The organism is Streptomyces sp. NPDC051219 (assembly GCF_040682335.1).
Taxonomy (GTDB): domain Bacteria; phylum Actinomycetota; class Actinomycetes; order Streptomycetales; family Streptomycetaceae; genus Streptomyces.
Map to the genome: position 1 here is coordinate 101169 of NZ_JBFBAS010000006.1, position 16906 is coordinate 118074.

Below are 16906 nucleotides of genomic sequence, written 5' to 3' on the forward strand. Positions count from 1 at the left end.
CCGTCGTCCTCGCCACGGGTGCGGGGCCGGACGGTGATTCAAGGCGCCCCCTGGCACCGTCCGGCCCCGCCCGCCTCCATCGTCCTTTCGGGCGTCGGATGTTCCGGCGTTCGCTGCGGCACCCGAGCCGTCGTGAGCGCGAGAACAGCAGAAAGGCACAGGCAAGACCTTGAGCACCATCGAAGACCCGACAGACGACCGTCTGGAGGTCACCCCGCCCAAGACCTGGGCGACCGGACTGCCTGGGGTGACGCATGCGATTCAGTACTCCCTGGGCCAGACCTCGGTCCGGCGGACCGCGCTGACACTGCTGAACGTCAACCAGACCAAGGGCTTCGACTGCCCTGGCTGCGCTTGGCCGGAGCCCGGACCGGGCCATCGGCACATGAACGAGTACTGCGAGAACGGCGCCAAGCACGTCAACGACGAGGCGACCTCGCGCCGGGTGACCGCCGACTTCTTCCGCAGGCACTCGGTCGCGGAGCTGGGCCGGAAGTCCGACTACTGGCTCAATCAGCAGGGCCGGCTCACCGAGCCCATGGTCAAGCGGCCCGGTTCGGGCCACTACGAACCGATCGGCTGGGACGACGCGCTCGACCTGCTCGCCGCGGAGCTGACCAGGCTGGACTCCCCGGACGAAGCCCTCTTCTACACCTCGGGTCGGCTGGGCAACGAAGCCGCGTTCCTCCTCCAGCTCTTCGCCCGGGCCTACGGCACCAACAACCTGCCCGACTGCAGCAACATGTGCCATGAGTCCAGCGGCTTCGCACTGCAGGAGACGCTCGGCATCGGCAAGGGCAGCGTGAGCCTGGACGACATCCACCACGCAGACCTGATCTTCGTCGTGGGCCAGAACCCCGGCACCAACCATCCGCGGATGCTCTCCGCTCTGGAGGAGACCAAGCGCAACGGCGGCCAGGTCGTCGCTGTGAACCCGCTGCCCGAGGCCGGGCTGATCCGGTTCAAGCACCCTCAGAAGCCCCGCGGCCTGGTCGGCCGTGGCACCCCCATCGCCGATCAGTTCCTGCAGATCCGTCCCGGTGGCGATCTCGCGCTCTTCCAGGCGTTGAACCTGCTGCTGCTGGAGGCCGAGGACGCCAGGCCAGGGAAGGTGCTGGACCACGGCTTCATCGAGACGTCCGACAGGGTTCGCCGAATTCGCCGAGCACGCCAGAAAGGTCTCCTGGGAGGACATTCTCACCGCCACCGGGCTGACCCGCGAACAGATCGAGCAGGTCCACGAGCGGGTTCTGCGGAGCAAGAGCGTCATCGTCTGCTGGGCCATGGGCCTGACCCAGCAGAAGCACGGCGTCCCCACCATCCGCGAGGTCGTCAACTTCCTCATGCTGCGGGGCAACGTCGGGAGGCCCAGGGCGGGCGTCTGCCCGGTGCGCGGCCACAGCAACGTCCAGGGCGACCGGACCATGGGCATCTGGGAACGGATGCCGCAGGAGTTCCTGGACGCGCTGGAGCGCGAGTTCGCCTTCACCCCGCCCACCAGGCACGGCTGGGACTCGGTGGACTCCATCAGGGCCATGCGCGACGGCCGGGCGAAGTTCTTCCTCGGTGTCGCCGGCAACTTCGTGCGGGCCGCCCCCGACAGCGAGATCACCGAGCGGGCGATGCGGCGCTGCAGACTGACGGCTCATATCTCGACCAAGCTGAACCGCTCCCACACGGTCTGCGGTGAGACGGCGCTGATCCTGCCCACGCTGGGACGCAGCGACAAGGACATCCAGGCCGGCGGAGAGCAGTTCGTCACCGTAGAGGACTCGATGAGCGAGGTTCACGCGTCCCGCGGCCGTCTCGATCCGGCCTCCGGCACGCTGCTCAGCGAGGTGGCGATCATCTGCCGACTGGCCCGCCGGACCCTCGGCAACACACCGCCCCTTCCGTGGGAGGAGTTCGAGGCGGACTACGGCACGATCCGGGACCGGATCTCCCGGGTCGTGCCGGGTTTCGAGGACTTCAACGAGCGCGTGGCCAAGCCGGGCGGCTTCCGGCTGCCGAACCCGGTCAATCACGGGACGTTCCCCACCTCGAGTGGCAAGGCGGTCTTCACCTGCAACGCCTTCGAGATGCTGCGCCCGCCCGAGGGGCATCTCGTGCTGCAGAGTCTGCGGTCCCACGACCAGTGGAACACCGTCCCGTACGCGATGAACGACCGATACCGGGGCATCCACAACGCCCGCCGGATCGTGCTCGTGAACCCGGTGGATCTCGATGCGCTCGGACTCGCCGACCGCGACCACGTCGATCTGGTGAGTGTGTGGCGGGACGGGGTGGAGCGCCGCGCACGGGACTTCCGATTGGTTGCCTACCCGACGACACCGGGCTCCGCTGCCGCGTACTACCCGGAGACCAATGTCCTGGTGCCGTTGGACAGCGTGGCCGACATCAGCAACACGCCCACCTCCAAGGGCATCGTGATCCGACTGGAGCCTGCCGGCGTCCGCGTCTGAGCCGACGCCCGAGAAACCTGGACCGCAGCCGCCCCCGGCGTCGCGCCGGGGGCGACGGCAGCTGCATCAGCCGGTGCACGGGGCCATGCCCTTCCGGCTCAGGGTGCCCCCTGTCCCGACCGGCGGACCGAGGCGGGCGGCGGCGCATGTCAACACCACGGCCTCCGCACGTCAGACGAGGTCTTCAAGGCGCGTGGCGTCAGCTCCCTCGACTCCTCGAATCGCCAGGAAACCCTCGTGCACACCTCTAGACAGCGAGGTGATCCAGTACACAGAATGTCGGCTGATCTGGAATACTGACTACTCCATATCGTATACAAACGCGCTCCGGCTGCAGGATTGAGCCGTCGAACCCATTTCCCGTAGAGGGGGAGTCGCTGATGACGTGATGGGGCCGCAGGGCCTGCGGTGGGGGAGCACGCCCGATGGCGTCCGGTGGTGGCAACGGCTTGTCCCGTGACCGGCGCCGTGGCTGACGCGTACTTCCGTCGCCGCCGAGGGTCCTGAGACGAAGAGAACCGGACAGGGGGCGCTGGCCAGGGTTCTTCGACGCAGGGGATTCGACAATGACGACAATCGATATCCAACCGCCAGTCCGCTACAAGGAGGTGACGGACCGAAACGGTCGGAACTACCGGATCGGTGAGACCGACCGGGACATCATGGGCCGGCCTCGCTGGACCATGGTGCTGTTCCCATGGATCGGCATGATGGGCATCAGCTCGTCGGAGTATGCCTTCACCTCGGCGGAGGACACGCTCCACACGGCCCATATGTGGAACAGCGGGCACATCTTCTGGCTGATGGGCGTCTGGGTGTTCTTCCAGGCGGCCGTCGCCTTCCCCGCGGGACAACTGCGCGAGAGCGGTCGGCTGCCGGCCCGGAACGCCATGATGCTCGGCGCGCTGGGCACGCTCCTCGGCTACGTGTCGCTCGCCTACGCCCCGCACGTGCTCGTCGCGTATCTCGGCTTCGGCATGTTCAGCGGCATCGGCGCCGGTCTCGTGTACGCGACCAGCGTGAACATGGTCGGCAAGTGGTACCCGGAGCGCAAGGGCGGCAAGACGGGCCTCGTCAACGGCGGATTCGCCTACGGCTCGGTGCCGTTCGTGTTCCTGTTCGCCTCGTACATGGACCTGAGCAACTACCAGGGCGTGCTCGTCTCCGTCGGCGTGATCTGCTGCCTGGCGGTCGCGATCGCCGGCTGGTTCTTCAAGGACCCGCCGAAGAACTGGTGGCCCGCCCACGTCGACCCGCTCAAGGTGTCCGAAGACCCGCGGATCGTGCGGGCGTTGGAGAAGAACCCTCCGGCGGTGAAGCAGTACACCCCGCGGGAGGCGGCCCGTACGCCGGTGCTGTGGATGATGTGGTTCTGTCTGCTGTGCACGGCGGGTATCAACATTTTCGGCATCGCCTTCCAGGTCCCCTTCGGCAAGGACATGGGATTCGCGGGCGGGATCGTGGCCACCGCGATGTCGCTCAAGGCGATCGTCAACGGGACCGGCCGAGGCGTGATCGGCTGGATCTCGGACCGCTACGGCCGGCGCAGCACGCTCGTCATCGTGTGCATCGTGCTGGGCTCCGCCCAGTTCGGCGTGCTGATCTCGGGCTCCATGGGGAGTATGCCGTTCTTCCTGTTCTGCTCGATGGTCTCGGGCTTCGGCGGCGGCGCGATCTTCCCGCTGTTCGCCGCCATGACCGCGGACTACTTCGGTGAGAACAACAACGCCAGCAACTACGGCATGGTCTACAGCTCGAAGCTGATCTCCGGTCTGGTCGGCTCCGGCATGGGCGCGGTCGTCGTCTCCGTCTGGGACTACGAAGGAGCGTTCGTCCTGGCCGGCTCCATCGGACTCGCGTCCGCCGTACTCGCCCTGTTCCTACGGGCGCCAGAGCGGCCTCGGGCCGGACGCGTTCCAGCCGATCGGCAGATCATCGGGGAGGCCATGTGACCCCATGACCCGGCTCGGCCCCGCGCGGCACCGCAGCGAGCGCAGGTGCTCGCTGGAGTGGCGGGCGAGGCCGGCCTGGGGGTTGACCGCGTCGCAGGGCTCCACGAGCCAGTGGTGGCCACGGCGACGCTGTGCCTTCCGACGCCGATGAAGCGCTTGCAGCCGAGGTCGCCGTCCGCGATGTCCACCGTGCGGTGGGTGTCGCGGACGGCCTGTGCCGTAGTTCCCGCAGTCGCACCAGGGACGCCGGACGCGGTGCACGGCCGCGGCGAGGAGATCGACGGCGCCGAGCTCGCGGTACTGCCGCGACGTGACTCTCGCTCACCTGCACAGGCTTCCCGAGGCGATCAGTGGTCCTTTCGAACGCGACCGGAGAGAGGTAGCCCAGCATGTCGACATCAACACGCCGTTCTGCGCAGTCCACCACCAGCGCCCTGGCCGGTGAGACGGTCATCGACCGCCTCGTGGAGGCCAACAGGGCATACGCCGCCGGATTCATCGACCCTGGCATGGGCGCCCGCCCGGTCCTGCAGGTAGCCGTCGTGGCCTGCATGGACGCCCGCCTGGACCTGCACGCCGCGCTCGGACTGGAGCTGGGCGACTGCCATACCATCCGCAACGCCGGCGGTGTGGTCACCGACGACACGATCCGCTCCCTCACCATCAGCCAACGCGCGCTGGGCACGCGCAGCGTCATACTCATCCACCACACCGGCTGCGGTCTCGAGAAGCTGACCGAGGACTTCAGGCACGAACTGGAGATGGAGGTCGGACAGCGACCGGCGTGGGCTGTGGAGGCCTTCCGCGACGTCGATCAGGACATCCGGCAGTCGATGCAGCGGGTACGCACCTCGCCGTTCCTGCCACACACCGATGACGTCCGGGGCTTCGTCTTCGACGTGTCGACGGGGCTGCTCCGGGAGATCCACCCGCACCCCTGAGCCACCCCACGAGGGGATCACGGGGAGCGTGGAGGGACTGTGCGGCCAGGTTGTTGACCCCCCCACAGGCGTGCGCGCGGATCGGCGGCGGCTACCTGGTCGACAAGGCATGCGGTAGGTCAGGTCCCGACCGGGAGGCCGACGCGCACGGTGACGGGCCCGGTCGGCCGGTGTGCTCGCTGCGCCGACCGAGTTCCTCGGAACGGTCGGCGTAGCCCTCGGGGGGGGCAGTGCCGGCAGGGCGGGCCACGGGCGTTCGCGTCCGTCGCCCGCCTCCCGTAGGCGACCCGGATCGGAATCGGCCCCACTCTGGCGCATCCGGGAGAGGCGCGGCATACTGTATGCAATTCTTCTCCACGCCAACTTCCCCGGCTGTGCCCCCTGCCCGCCCGCCGCCTGGCAGCTGACCAGAAACCACACCTGAGGGGGTCACCCCGTGTCGTACCGCAACGCTTTCTCCGACGTCCTGACCGGCGTCATCGCGCCCTCCGCCGAACGGACCGGCAGGGAGGGGAGGTTTCCGCGTGGCTCGGTGACGGCCCTCGGCCACGCCGGGCTGCTCGGACTCACCGTGTCCGCAGAACTCGGCGGCGGCGGGCTCGGCCTGTCGGACGCCGCCGAGGTGGTGGCACAGGTTGCCCGCGCCTGTCCGGCCACAGCGGCCGTGCTCCAATCCCACTTTGCGGCGGTCGCCGTCATCGAGGCGTACGGCAGCCGCTGGCTCCGTGGCGAGATCGCCGCCGGACGCCACCTCAGCAGCCTCGCCCTGGCCGAAGGCGACCCCGGCAAGCAGGGCGTGCACGCCCAGGCCCGGGAACCCCGCTCCACCGCCGCCCGCTCCGGTGACGTGGTCGCCCTGCGCGCGCGCAAACACGAGGTGGCCGCGGCCGCCGAGGCCGACAGCTACGTCTGGTCCTCCGGGCCGCTCGCCGTGCAGGACGGGCTGACTCTCTGGGTGGTCCCCGCACACGCCTCCGACCTGTTCGTCCCGGCCCGGCCGGACGGGGGAGGGCCGTGCGGCAGCGCGACCTCAACTGTCTTCGCCGACCCGGTCCTTGTCCCCGCGGACGCGATGCTCGGACCGGACGGCGGAGGGCTCGACGTGGTGCTGCGCACCGTCCTGCCGTGGTTGCTCGAACTGCAGGCCGCCGTCGGTACCGCCGCCATCCATCCCTCGGTGGCCGCCGCCTCCCCCGGGCCCGCTCGCCGCCCTGCCGATTCCCTCGCGTTGTCGTGAACCCGGTCGGCGGGTGGCGGGCGACAACTCGACGACTGACGCCGAAGGGTCGGCACCGCCGGGAAGACCGGCAGCCCGTACGCGGTGGCCACGTTCGGATACTCCTATGGATGCCGGGCGGCCTCACCGAGGTCTCCTCGAGTGGTCTGCCGGTTGTCGGTGACCTGCAGACGGCGGGTCCGGTCGACCGCCTGGGTACGGGACGGCCGGCCGGCCGGTGTGGGTCGGTCCCTGAGTCGGACCCGGCGGCGAAGCCGCCACACATCACCGTCGGGCTGACCCCGCGGCGATCGCCTTCCGGTACTCGCCGGTGCGTTCGGTGTGCTTGCGCATGATCTCGCTCGCACGGTCGGCGTCGCCCTCGGCGATGGCCTCGATGAGCTGGGCGTGCTCGTTCCAGGCGTCCTTGCTCCGAGGCTTCGCGATGGGCATGTAGTACCAGCGCACCTTCCTGCTCACCTGCGAGATCAGGTCGGCCAGCACGGCATTGCCGGCTACGGAGGTGATGAAGGCATGCAGGGCGGTGTTGGCCGCGACCAGGCGTTCGGCGTCGCCGCCGGCGAGCGCGTCGACACCTTCCTGGTGCAGCGTCCAGAGGTGTTCGACGTCCTCGGGCTCCGCGTTCTGCGCGGCGAGCTGGGCCGAGTGGGTTTCCAGTACGGCGCGGACGCTGAGGAGTTGAGCGGCCTCTTCCTCGGTGGGGGAGTGGACGAAGGCGCCCTGGGCCGGGCGCAGGTCGACCCAGCCGTCGGTGTGCAGTCGCTGCAGGGCTTCGCGTACCGGCTGGCGGCTGACTCCGAGGTGCTGGGCGAGCTCCGCCTCGACCAGGTGCTGGCCGGGTTGGAGGGAGCCGCTGATGATGAGTTCGATCAGGGCGTCGTACACCGCCTGGCGCAGCGGCGCCGGGCGAGCGACGCGGCGGGATGCCGCGGCCGTCAGGGCCTCGCGCATGGTTCTCCCGTTCCGCCACCGAGCCTGTGGGGCCGGCGGCTCTGCCAGTGGGGGCCGCCGGGACGGTCGAGGGCGGCCGCGGGCCCGAGCATACAGGTTTTCGTATGCAAGATGGCGTGAGCTGCAGGTATGCATCAGGGCCCGCCGCCTCCGTGATGGCCTTGGCCAGCCCACGAGGTCGGTCGGCGATCGGATGCATCGGCTGTGGTCTCGAAAAGTCGTCACGGGATTCTGTATACAGAAGCTTGTATGCGGTATGGTCGCTATGTATCGCCAGCACCGATGGGAAGCGAAGCGGCTCTGTTCGTCGGTCACGAACCCCGTGCATCCGCAGAAGAGGTGAAGGGGTCTATATGTGCGTGAATCGATCTTGTCGGACCGTTGTGAGGTTCTCGCGCTCGTACTCCCGCGCGTGACGGAAGGCGGAGCGATCATGACCACCAGCGGGAGCGACGTGACGGTCGAAGACGTGGTCCGGACGGTTGTGGCAGGTCACCGGGGCCAGCGCGGCTCGCTGTTGCCGATACTGCACGCCATTCAGGCCGAGTTGGGCCATGTGCCACAAGAGGCGATTCCGGTGCTCGCCGACGAACTCAACCTCTCACGGGCGGACGTCCACGGAGTGGTGACCTTCTACCACGACTTCCGCCGAGAACCGGCCGGGCGCACCACGGTGCGGATATGCCGCGCCGAGGCATGCCAGGCCCTGGGGGCCGACAGCCTGGTGGGCTACGCCCGCGAGGCCGGACTTTCCCTGGGCGAGACGACCGCGGACGGCTCGGTGACCGTCGAGCAGGTCTTCTGCCTCGGCAACTGCGCCCTCGGGCCGGCGGTAGAGGTGAACGGTCGGCTGTACGGACGAGTGGGCACGGCCCGGTTGGGCTCGATCCTCAAGGAGACGGTCTCGTGATGAAGGTCTCTTCGGACTCCGCAGTGACGGTCTACGTCCCGCGCGACTCGGCGGCCAGGTCCGTCGGCGCGGACGAGGTCGCGGACGCCCTGCAACGCGCAGCCACCGGCGGAAAGTTCGACATCGACGTGGTGCGCAACGGATCACGCGGCATGCTGTGGCTGGAGCCGCTGGTCGAGGTGGCGACGCCGCACGGCCGCGTCGGCTACGGACCGGTGGCCGCATCGGACGTGGAGGGCCTTCTGGCCGCGGGCATGCTCGAGGGGGCGGACCATCCGCTGCGGCTCGGCGTCGTGGACGAGCTGCCCTGGCTGGCACGCCAGAAGCGGGTCACCTTCGCCAGGGTCGGCGTGACCGACCCGCTGTCGACGGAGGACTACCTGCTCCACGGTGGCCTGGTCGGGCTGCGTACGGCGCTGCAGCTCGCACCCGCGGACGTGGTCACCGAGGTCACCGAGTCCGGCCTGCGTGGGCGTGGTGGCGCGGGATTCCCGGCAGGCATCAAGTGGAAGACCGTGCTCGATTGCATCGACGAGCTCAAGTTCGTCTGCTGCAACGCCGACGAGGGCGACAGCGGGACCTTCGCCGACCGAATGGTCATGGAAGGTGATCCGTTCATGCTCATCGAGGGCATGACGATCGCCGCACACGCGGTCGGTGCGAGCGAGGGCTACATCTACATCCGCTCGGAGTACCCCGACGCGGTGGCCACGATGCGCGCGGCGATCGACATCGCGCGCGAGCAGGGGTGGCTGGGTACCGGCATCCTCGGCTCCGCGCTCACCTTCGACCTGCACGTCCGCGTCGGCGCCGGCGCGTACATCTGCGGCGAGGAAACCTCCATGCTGGAGAGCCTGGAGGGCAAGCGGGGAATGGTCCGCGCAAAGCCGCCGATCCCGGCGATCGAGGGCCTGTTCGGCAAACCGACCGTGGTGAACAACGTCCTCACGCTGGCCACCGTGCCCACCGTCCTCGCCAACGGGGCCAAGGCGTACCAGGAACTCGGCGTCGAGAGGTCGCGCGGCACCCAGGTGTTCCAGCTCGGCGGCAACATCGCACGCGGCGGCATCGTGGAGACGGCGTTCGGCGTCACTCTGCGCGAACTGGTCGAGGACTACGGCGGCGGGACGTTCTCCGGGCGCCCGGTGCGTACGGTGCAGGTCGGCGGTCCGCTCGGCGCCTACCTGCCGACGTCGATGTTCGACCTGCCGATGGACTACGAAGCCTTCGCGGCGGCCGGTGCCATGGTCGGCCACGGCGGCCTCGTGGTGTTCGACGACAGCGTCGACATGGCCGCCCAGGCCCGGTTCGCGATGGAGTTCTGCGCCGAGGAGTCCTGCGGCAAGTGCACACCGTGCCGGGTCGGTTCGGTGCGCGGCGTCGAGGTGATCGACAAGATCGTGGCCGGTGAGCACCGGGACGAGAATCTGGCGCTGCTCGAGGATCTGTGCGACCTGATGACCGATGGTTCGCTGTGCGCGATGGGCGGGCTGACGCCGATGCCCGTACGCAGCGCCATCGCGCATTTCCCCGACGATTTCCTCGCTCGCACGCCCGGCCAGGAGATCCAGCCCAAGCAGGCAAGCGGCGCGAGGACGGAGGGCACGGCATGACACTGCTCAAGGAACCCGACTTCGGCACCCCGGAGCGGCCCGGCGCGGCGACGGTCTCGGTGGAGGTGGACGGGCTGCCGGTGACCGTCCCGGAGGGCACGTCGGTGATGCGTGCCGCCGCGCAGGCCGGGGTCGACATACCCAAGCTGTGCGCCACCGACAGCCTTGAGCCGTTCGGGTCCTGTCGGCTGTGCGTGGTGGAGATCGACGGCCGGCGGGGCACCCCGGCGTCCTGCACCACGCCGGTGGCGGACGGGATGCGGGTGAGCACCCAGACGCCGAAGGTGGAGAAGCTCCGCCAGGGCGTCATGGAGCTCTACATCTCCGACCACCCGCTGGACTGCCTCACCTGCCCGGCCAACGGTGACTGCGAACTGCAGGACATGGCCGGCGTGGTCGGGCTGCGGCAGGTCCGGTACGGCTACGAGGGCGAGAACCACCTCGACGCCGAGAAGGACACGTCCAACCCGTACTTCGACTTCGACCCGTCCAAGTGCATCGCCTGCTCCCGCTGCGTGCGGGCCTGCGGCGAGGTGCAGGGCACGTTCGCGCTGACCATCGAGGGGCGCGGCTTCGACTCCAAGGTCGCGGCGGGCGCCGGCGAGACGTTCATGGACTCCGAGTGCGTCTCCTGCGGGGCATGTGTGCAGGCCTGCCCGACGTCGACGCTCCAGGAGCGCTCGGTGGTCGAGCTCGGAATGCCGACCCGTTCAGTGATCACCACCTGCGCGTACTGCGGTGTCGGCTGCTCGTTCAAGGCCGAGCTGCGCGGCGACGAGCTGGTCCGGATGGTGCCCTACAAGGACGGTGGCGCGAACGAGGGCCACTCCTGTGTGAAGGGCCGCTTCGCCTTCGGCTACGCGACGCACCCGGACCGGGTGCTCAAGCCCATGGTTCGCGACAAGATCACCGATCCGTGGCGCGAGGTCGAGTGGGACGAGGCGATCGGCACGGTCGCCACGAGGATGCGCGCGCTCCAGGACACGTACGGATCGGGTTCGATCGGCGCCATCACCTCGTCCAGGTGCACGAACGAAGAGGTCTACGTCGTCCAGAAGATGGTGCGCGCGGCCTTCGGCAACAACAACGTGGACACGTGCGCCCGGGTCTGCCACTCCCCGACGGGATACGGGCTCAAGCAGACCTTCGGCGAGTCGGCCGGCACCCAGGACTTCCGTTCGGTGGCGAAGGCCGATGTGATCATGGTGATCGGGGCGAATCCCACGGACGGGCACCCGGTGTTCGCGTCGCGGATGAAGCGCCGGCTGCGCGAGGGCGCCAAGCTCATCGTGGTCGACCCGCGCCGCATCGACCTGGTGCGCTCGCCGCACATCGAGGCCCAGCACCACCTCCAGCTCAAGCCGAGCACCAACGTCGCCGTGGTCAATGCCATGGCGCATGTGGTGGTCACCGAAGGCCTGGTCGACAGGTCCTTCGTGAACCAGCGGTGCGAGGACTTCGACGAGTGGGCGGAGTTCATCTCCCGCCCGGAGAACAGCCCGGAGGCGGCCGAGCTGATCAGTGGCGTGCCGGCCGATGAACTGCGCGCCGCTGCCCGGCTCTACGCGCAGGCACCCAACGGGGCCATCTACTACGGCCTCGGTGTCACCGAGCACAGCCAGGGCTCGACCATGGTCATGGGCATGGCCAACCTCGCGATGGCCTGCGGCAACATCGGCCGTGACGGCGTCGGTGTGAACCCGCTGCGCGGCCAGAACAACGTTCAGGGATCCTGCGACATGGGCTCGTTCCCGCACGAGCTGCCCGGCTACCGGCACGTCTCGGACGACGCCGTGCGCAAAGTGTTCGAGAACCTCTGGGGCGGCACGATTCTCGCCGAGCCCGGACTGCGCATCCCGAACATGTTCGACGCGGCGATCGACGGCACCTTCCGTGGTCTGTTCGTCCACGGCGAGGACATCGCCCAGTCCGACCCGAACCTCAAGCACGTCACCGCCGCGCTCGAGGCCATGGAACTGGTGGTCGTGCAGGATCTGTTCCTCAACGAGACGGCCAAGTTCGCGCACGTCTTCCTGCCCGGTGCGTCCTTCCTGGAGAAGGACGGCACGTTCACCAACGCCGAACGCAGGATCAACCGGGTGCGCGCGGTGATGAAGCCGAAGACGGGCAAGCACGAGTGGCAGATCGTCAGCGAGATCGCCACCGCCATGGGCTACCCCATGTCCTACGACCACCCGAGCCGGATCATGGACGAGATCGCCACGGTCACGCCGACCTTCACCGGCGTGTCCTTCGAGGTGCTGGACAAGCTCGGCAGCGTCCAGTGGCCGTGCAACGAGCAGGCTCCGGAAGGAACGCCGATCATGCATGTGGACGAATTCGTCCGAGGCAAGGGCAAGTTCGTGGTCACCTCCTTCGTGCCGACGAACGAGCGGAGCACCCGGCGATTCCCGCTGGTGCTGACCACGGGGCGGATCCTCAGTCAGTACAACGTCGGGGCGCAGACGCGCCGCACCGCCAACGTCGCGTGGCACCCCGAGGACGTGCTGGAGTTGCATCCGCACGACGCCGAGGTCCGTGGCATCACGGACGGCGACCTGGTGACGCTGGCCAGCCGGGTCGGGCAGACGACGCTGCGTGCGGAGATCTCCGACCGGATGCCGCCCGGGGTCGTGTACACCACGTTCCACCACCCCGTGACCGGAGCCAACGTGGTGACCACGGAGAACTCCGACTGGGCGACCAACTGCCCGGAGTACAAGGTGACAGCCGTACAGGTCGGCCTCGCGCACCCGCTCCAGCGGAACGACAGTGAGCGCGCCGAGGACGGCCTGCTCACGGTGGTGGACTGAGATGGCAGCCGGCGCGCCATCGGAAGGCAGGATGGCCAACGACATCGCCGCGAACCTCGGACACCTGCCGGGTGAGCAGGCCGCCGAGGCGGTCGCGGGACACATCGGCAGGTTCTGGGACCCCCGCATGCGCACCCGGCTGGTCGCGCTCGTCGACGCCGGAGCGGACGGGCTGGACCCGTTGGTGGTCGCGGCGGTGAAGCTCCTGCGCTGAGCCGCGGGTTGCGCCCGGGATCGGATCCGGATGACGAGCGGCAACGCGGAAGTGCCTTCCGAGTGGGGCTGACGAGGCTTGTCGGAAGCCTCTGCAGCCCGACCTGGAAGGCACTTTCGCGTACTCATGGGCAGTTCCGCTGATCCATGCCGTATGCAATCGCCGGAACGGGGCGCCCGGCACGGTGACCGGCCCGATCAGCCACCTCACTCCGCCCCTGCGCGCGGCAGGACTTGTCGTGCTCGGGGCCGACCACCGGGTCACCGCCTGCGCGCTGTCACGGTCCGGGACGCTGCCCCTGGACCCCAGCCGCGCGGACGGCGTCCCACCACCGAGCCCGGCCACGCCGGGGCCCTCGCGCCGTCCGGCCCGGATGCCGGCGCACCCGGGCCGGACGACGTGTCGTGGCAGCGGCAGTCACGTACGCAGGGCGGCTGCGGCGGCGATTTGGCGGCAGTAGAAGTCGGTGGTGTTCTGGGTGTGACGGCGCATCAGCTCCTCGGAGCGGTCGGCGTCGCCCTCGGCGATGGCGTTGATGAGCGTGGCGTGCTCGTTCCAGGCGTCCTTGCCGCGGGGTCGGGCGATGGGCATGTAGTACCAGCGGACCCGTCGGTCCACCTGGTGGATGAGCTCGGCGAGAATCTTGTTGCGGGACAGTTGGGTGATGAAGCCGTGCAGGGCGGCGTTGGCTTCGACGATGCCTCGTGCGTCGTCCGCTGTCAGGGCCGCGACCCCGGCATCCTGCAGCTCCCACAGCCGGGTCACGTCCTGCGTGGTGGCGTGCAGCGCGGCGCCGCGTGCGGAGTGGGTTTCCAGTACGGCGCGGACGCTGAGGAGTTGAGTGGCCTCTTCCTCGGTGGGGGAGTGGACGAAGGCGCCCTGGGCCGGGCGCAGGTCGACCCAACCGTCGGTGTGCAGTCGCTGCAGGGCTTCGCGTACCGGCTGGCGGCTGACTCCGAGGTGTTGGGCGAGCTCGGCCTCGACCAGGTGCTGGCCGGGGTGGAGGGAGCCGTTGACGATCAGTTCGATCAGGGCCTCGTAGACGGCCTGGCGCAGCGGGGCGGGCCGGTTGACCCGCACGTCGGCTGCCGCGGTGGGTATGTCGCGCATGGGCCCCCTTTGTTGGACTGCGATGGGTGATGGCATGCCAGGATACAGATTTTTGTATGAAATCTACGATCGCGTCGTGGGTCCCGTGGCGACGGGGGAACCGGGGCGTCAGCCGCCGATGGCGGACATCGGGCGTTTGGGCTGAAGGAATGACGGGGCGTCGAGTCCGGAGCCGGCGTTCTTGCCCCACATCGCGGCGCGCCACCGTTCGGCGATGACCTGATCAGGTGCGCCGGAGCGGAGGGCCGTGCGCAGGTCGGATTCCTCGCGGGTGAACAGGCAGTTGCGGATCTGGCCGTCGGCGGTGAGCCGGGTGCGGTCGCAGGCGCGGCAGAACGGCCGGGTGACGGAGGCGATCACCCCGACCCGGGCGGGCCCGCCGTCGACGAGCCAGCGCTCGGCGGGCGCGGAGCCACGTACGGTGGACACCTCAGGGGTGAGGTTGAAGCGTGCGGAGAGTGTCTCGAGGATCTCCGCGGCGGTGACCATGTCGCTGCGCTGCCAGCCGTGTTGGCGTCCAGGGGCATCTGCTCGATGAAGCGCAGCTCGTAGTCGTGCCGAAGGGCCCAGCCGAGCAGGTCGGCGGCCTCGTCGTCGTTGATGCCGCGCATGAGTACCGAATTGACCTTGACCGGTGTGAGGCCGGCCTCGTGGGCCGCGGTCAGGCCGTCGATGACGTCCTGGAGCCGGTTGCGGCGGGTGAGGGTGCGGAATACCTCGGGACGCAGGGTGTCGAGGGAGACGTTGACCCGGTCCAGCCCTGCGGTGCGCAGAGCCTCGGCGGTGCGGGCCAGGCCGACACCGTTGGTGGTCAGGGAGAGCTCGGGGCGCGGGTCGAGGGCGGCGCAGCGCCCGACGATACCGACCAGGCCCGGGCGGAGCAGCGGCTCACCGCCGGTGAAGCGCACCTCGGTGACACCCAGATCCGTCACCGCGATCGAGACGAGTCGCACGATCTCGTCATCGGTGAGCAGCTCGGGCTTGGCCAGCCACTGCAGGCCCTCTTCCGGCATGCAGTACGTGCACCGCAGATTGCAGCGGTCGGTCAGCGAAACCCGCAGATCGCTGGCAATCCGACCAAAGGTATCGATCAACACGGACACACTTCACCTTTCCCACGGGGCGGCGTTGTGGTGGGGCGGGGAAACCACGGCTTCCCCGCCCCACCACAACGTGGGCACTCACAGGGCCTTGAGTTGTGCCGGCGCTTGCGTGAGGCGCGTCAGGCGGGCAGGGGCTGCTCGGCCGGACGGGAGCCCGTCCGCGGCGCCGCGGACGCGGAGTCCGGTGAGCTGAGCGCGCGCAGTATGTCCTCCACGCTCTGCTTGGCGTCACCGAAGAGCATGCGGCTGTTCTCGCGGAAGAACAGCGGGTTCTGCACGCCCGCGTAGCCCGAGGCCATGGACCGTTTGAAGACGATGACGTTCTCGGCCTCCCAGACGCGCAGCACCGGCATGCCGGCGATGGGGCTGGACGGGTCGTCGGTCGCCGCCGGGTTGACGGTGTCGTTTGCACCGATGACCAGCACCACCGTGGTGTCGCCGAAGTCGTCGTTGATCTCGTCCATCTCCAGCACGACGTCATAGGGCACCTTGGCCTCGGCCAGCAGCACGTTCATGTGTCCGGGAAGCCGCCCGGCCACCGGGTGCACGCCGAAGCGCACCACCACCCCGCGCTCGCGCAGGGCCCGGGTCAGCTCGGCCACCGGGTGCTGGGCCTGGGCCACCGCCATGCCGTACCCCGGCGTGATGATCACCGACGTGGCGCTCTCCAACAGCTCCGCGCTCTCCTCGGCGCTGATCTCGCGGTGCTCGCCCTGCTCGGTGTCGCCGCCCGCCACCGCCTCGACGCCGAATCCGCCGGCGATCACCGAGATGAAGGACCGGTTCATCGCCTTGCACATGACGTACGACAGGTACGCGCCGGAAGAGCCGACCAGCGCGCCGGTGACGATGAGCAGGTTGTTGTTCAGCAGGAAGCCCGCCGCCGCTGCCGCCCACCCCGAGTAGCTGTTGAGCATCGAGACCACGACGGGCATGTCACCGCCGCCGATGGAGGCGACCAGGTGCCAGCCCAGCGCGAGCGCCAGGACGGTGACGGCGATCATCAGACCGAGGCTCGGACTGACCGCGAACCAGACGGTCAGAGCCACGAAGGCGGCAAGCGCACCCAGGTTGAGGGCGTTCTTGCCCGGCAGCGTCAGCGGGCGGGACTTGATCCGCGCCGACAACTTCAGGAAGGCGATGATCGAGCCGGTGAAGGTGACCGCGCCGATGAAGATGCCGATGAACACCTCGGCGTGGTGGATCCGCAGCAGCTCGTGGGCTATCCGGGTCTGCGCGGAGCCGTGCGCCTCGACCTCGTAGTAGCTGTTCCAGCCGACCAGCACCGCGGCCAGGCCGACGAGGCTGTGCAGGACGGCGATGAGCTCCGGCATCTGGGTCATCTCCACCTTGCGGGCCCGCCACAGGCCCACGGCGCCGCCGATCACCGTGGCGAAGATGATCAGCGTGATGGAGCCGGCCGAGATGTCCCGCCTGGCGACGACGACGGTGGCGACGAGCGCCAGCGCCATGCCGCCGATGCCGTAAGCCACCCCGGCGCGGGCGGTGTGGTGCTGGGAGAGCCCGGCCAGGCTGAAGATGAACAACAGCGCGGCGACGATGTCGGCGGCCTGGGCCGCCGTGGTTGCGTTCATCGATC

At 69.1% G+C, this 16906-nt stretch carries 10 protein-coding genes and 2 pseudogenes; 8 read left to right on the forward strand and 4 right to left on the reverse strand.

Translation table 11 applies throughout. The features are described 5' to 3' along the window. The first annotated feature begins 169 nt into the window (after positions 1-169). The 4 genes and pseudogenes from AB0M62_RS10060 to AB0M62_RS10075 all read left to right on the forward strand — a co-directional run bounded on the left by AB0M62_RS10060 (position 170) and on the right by AB0M62_RS10075 (position 6592). Positions 170-2462 (forward strand): annotated as a pseudogene (locus AB0M62_RS10060) (FdhF/YdeP family oxidoreductase). Between the two features lie 566 nt (positions 2463-3028). Further along, positions 3029-4414: an OFA family MFS transporter gene (locus AB0M62_RS10065; RefSeq protein ID WP_366073652.1), complete on the forward strand. Its 1386-nt coding sequence runs from the start codon at positions 3029-3031 to the stop codon at positions 4412-4414. A 389-nt stretch (positions 4415-4803) separates the two neighbouring features. Next, positions 4804-5355, forward strand: coding sequence for a carbonic anhydrase (locus AB0M62_RS10070; RefSeq protein ID WP_366073653.1), 552 nt, complete (start codon positions 4804-4806; stop codon positions 5353-5355). A 436-nt stretch (positions 5356-5791) separates the two neighbouring features. Beyond that, positions 5792-6592 (forward strand): acyl-CoA dehydrogenase family protein, encoded by an 801-nt coding sequence (locus AB0M62_RS10075; RefSeq protein WP_366073654.1) that lies wholly within the window; start codon positions 5792-5794, stop codon positions 6590-6592. A 264-nt stretch (positions 6593-6856) separates the two neighbouring features. Here AB0M62_RS10075 and AB0M62_RS10080 read toward each other — a convergent pair whose 3' ends face one another. Continuing rightward, positions 6857-7543: a GntR family transcriptional regulator gene (locus AB0M62_RS10080; RefSeq protein WP_366073655.1), complete on the reverse strand. Its 687-nt coding sequence runs from the start codon at positions 7541-7543 to the stop codon at positions 6857-6859. 433 nt (positions 7544-7976) lie between these two features. Between AB0M62_RS10080 and AB0M62_RS10085 the strand changes: the two genes are divergently transcribed. Genes AB0M62_RS10085 through AB0M62_RS10100 form a run of 4 tightly spaced genes read left to right on the forward strand, consistent with a single transcriptional unit; the run spans position 7977 to position 13093 of the window. Continuing rightward, a complete protein-coding gene (locus tag AB0M62_RS10085) occupies positions 7977-8453 on the forward strand; it encodes a formate dehydrogenase subunit gamma (RefSeq protein WP_366073656.1) in 477 nt (158 codons plus the stop codon). Then, positions 8453-10066 carry an NADH-quinone oxidoreductase subunit NuoF gene (locus AB0M62_RS10090; RefSeq protein ID WP_366073657.1) on the forward strand — a complete coding sequence of 538 codons (1614 nt, stop codon included), beginning with the start codon at positions 8453-8455 and terminating at the stop codon, positions 10064-10066. The genes AB0M62_RS10085 and AB0M62_RS10090 overlap by 1 nt, the downstream gene beginning before the upstream one ends. After that, positions 10063-12879 (forward strand): formate dehydrogenase subunit alpha, encoded by a 2817-nt coding sequence (gene fdhF / locus AB0M62_RS10095; RefSeq protein ID WP_366073658.1) that lies wholly within the window; start codon positions 10063-10065, stop codon positions 12877-12879. Before AB0M62_RS10090 ends, fdhF begins: the two co-directional genes overlap by 4 nt. A gap of 31 nt (positions 12880-12910) precedes the next feature. Next, positions 12911-13093: a formate dehydrogenase subunit delta gene (locus AB0M62_RS10100; RefSeq protein WP_366073659.1), complete on the forward strand. Its 183-nt coding sequence runs from the start codon at positions 12911-12913 to the stop codon at positions 13091-13093. A gap of 417 nt (positions 13094-13510) precedes the next feature. On the opposite strand, the gene AB0M62_RS10105 is transcribed toward AB0M62_RS10100, so the two are convergent. The 3 genes and pseudogenes from AB0M62_RS10105 to pntB form a co-directional block, all read right to left on the reverse strand. Beyond that, positions 13511-14203, reverse strand: a complete 693-nt coding sequence (locus AB0M62_RS10105) for a GntR family transcriptional regulator (protein ID WP_366073660.1) — start codon at positions 14201-14203, stop codon at positions 13511-13513. Between the two features lie 108 nt (positions 14204-14311). Further along, positions 14312-15300, reverse strand: a pseudogene (gene moaA / locus AB0M62_RS10110) (GTP 3',8-cyclase MoaA). Positions 15301-15425: 125 nt separating this feature from the next. Further along, a complete protein-coding gene (gene pntB / locus AB0M62_RS10115) occupies positions 15426-16901 on the reverse strand; it encodes a Re/Si-specific NAD(P)(+) transhydrogenase subunit beta (RefSeq protein WP_366073661.1) in 1476 nt (491 codons plus the stop codon). Positions 16902-16906 lie beyond the last annotated feature (5 nt).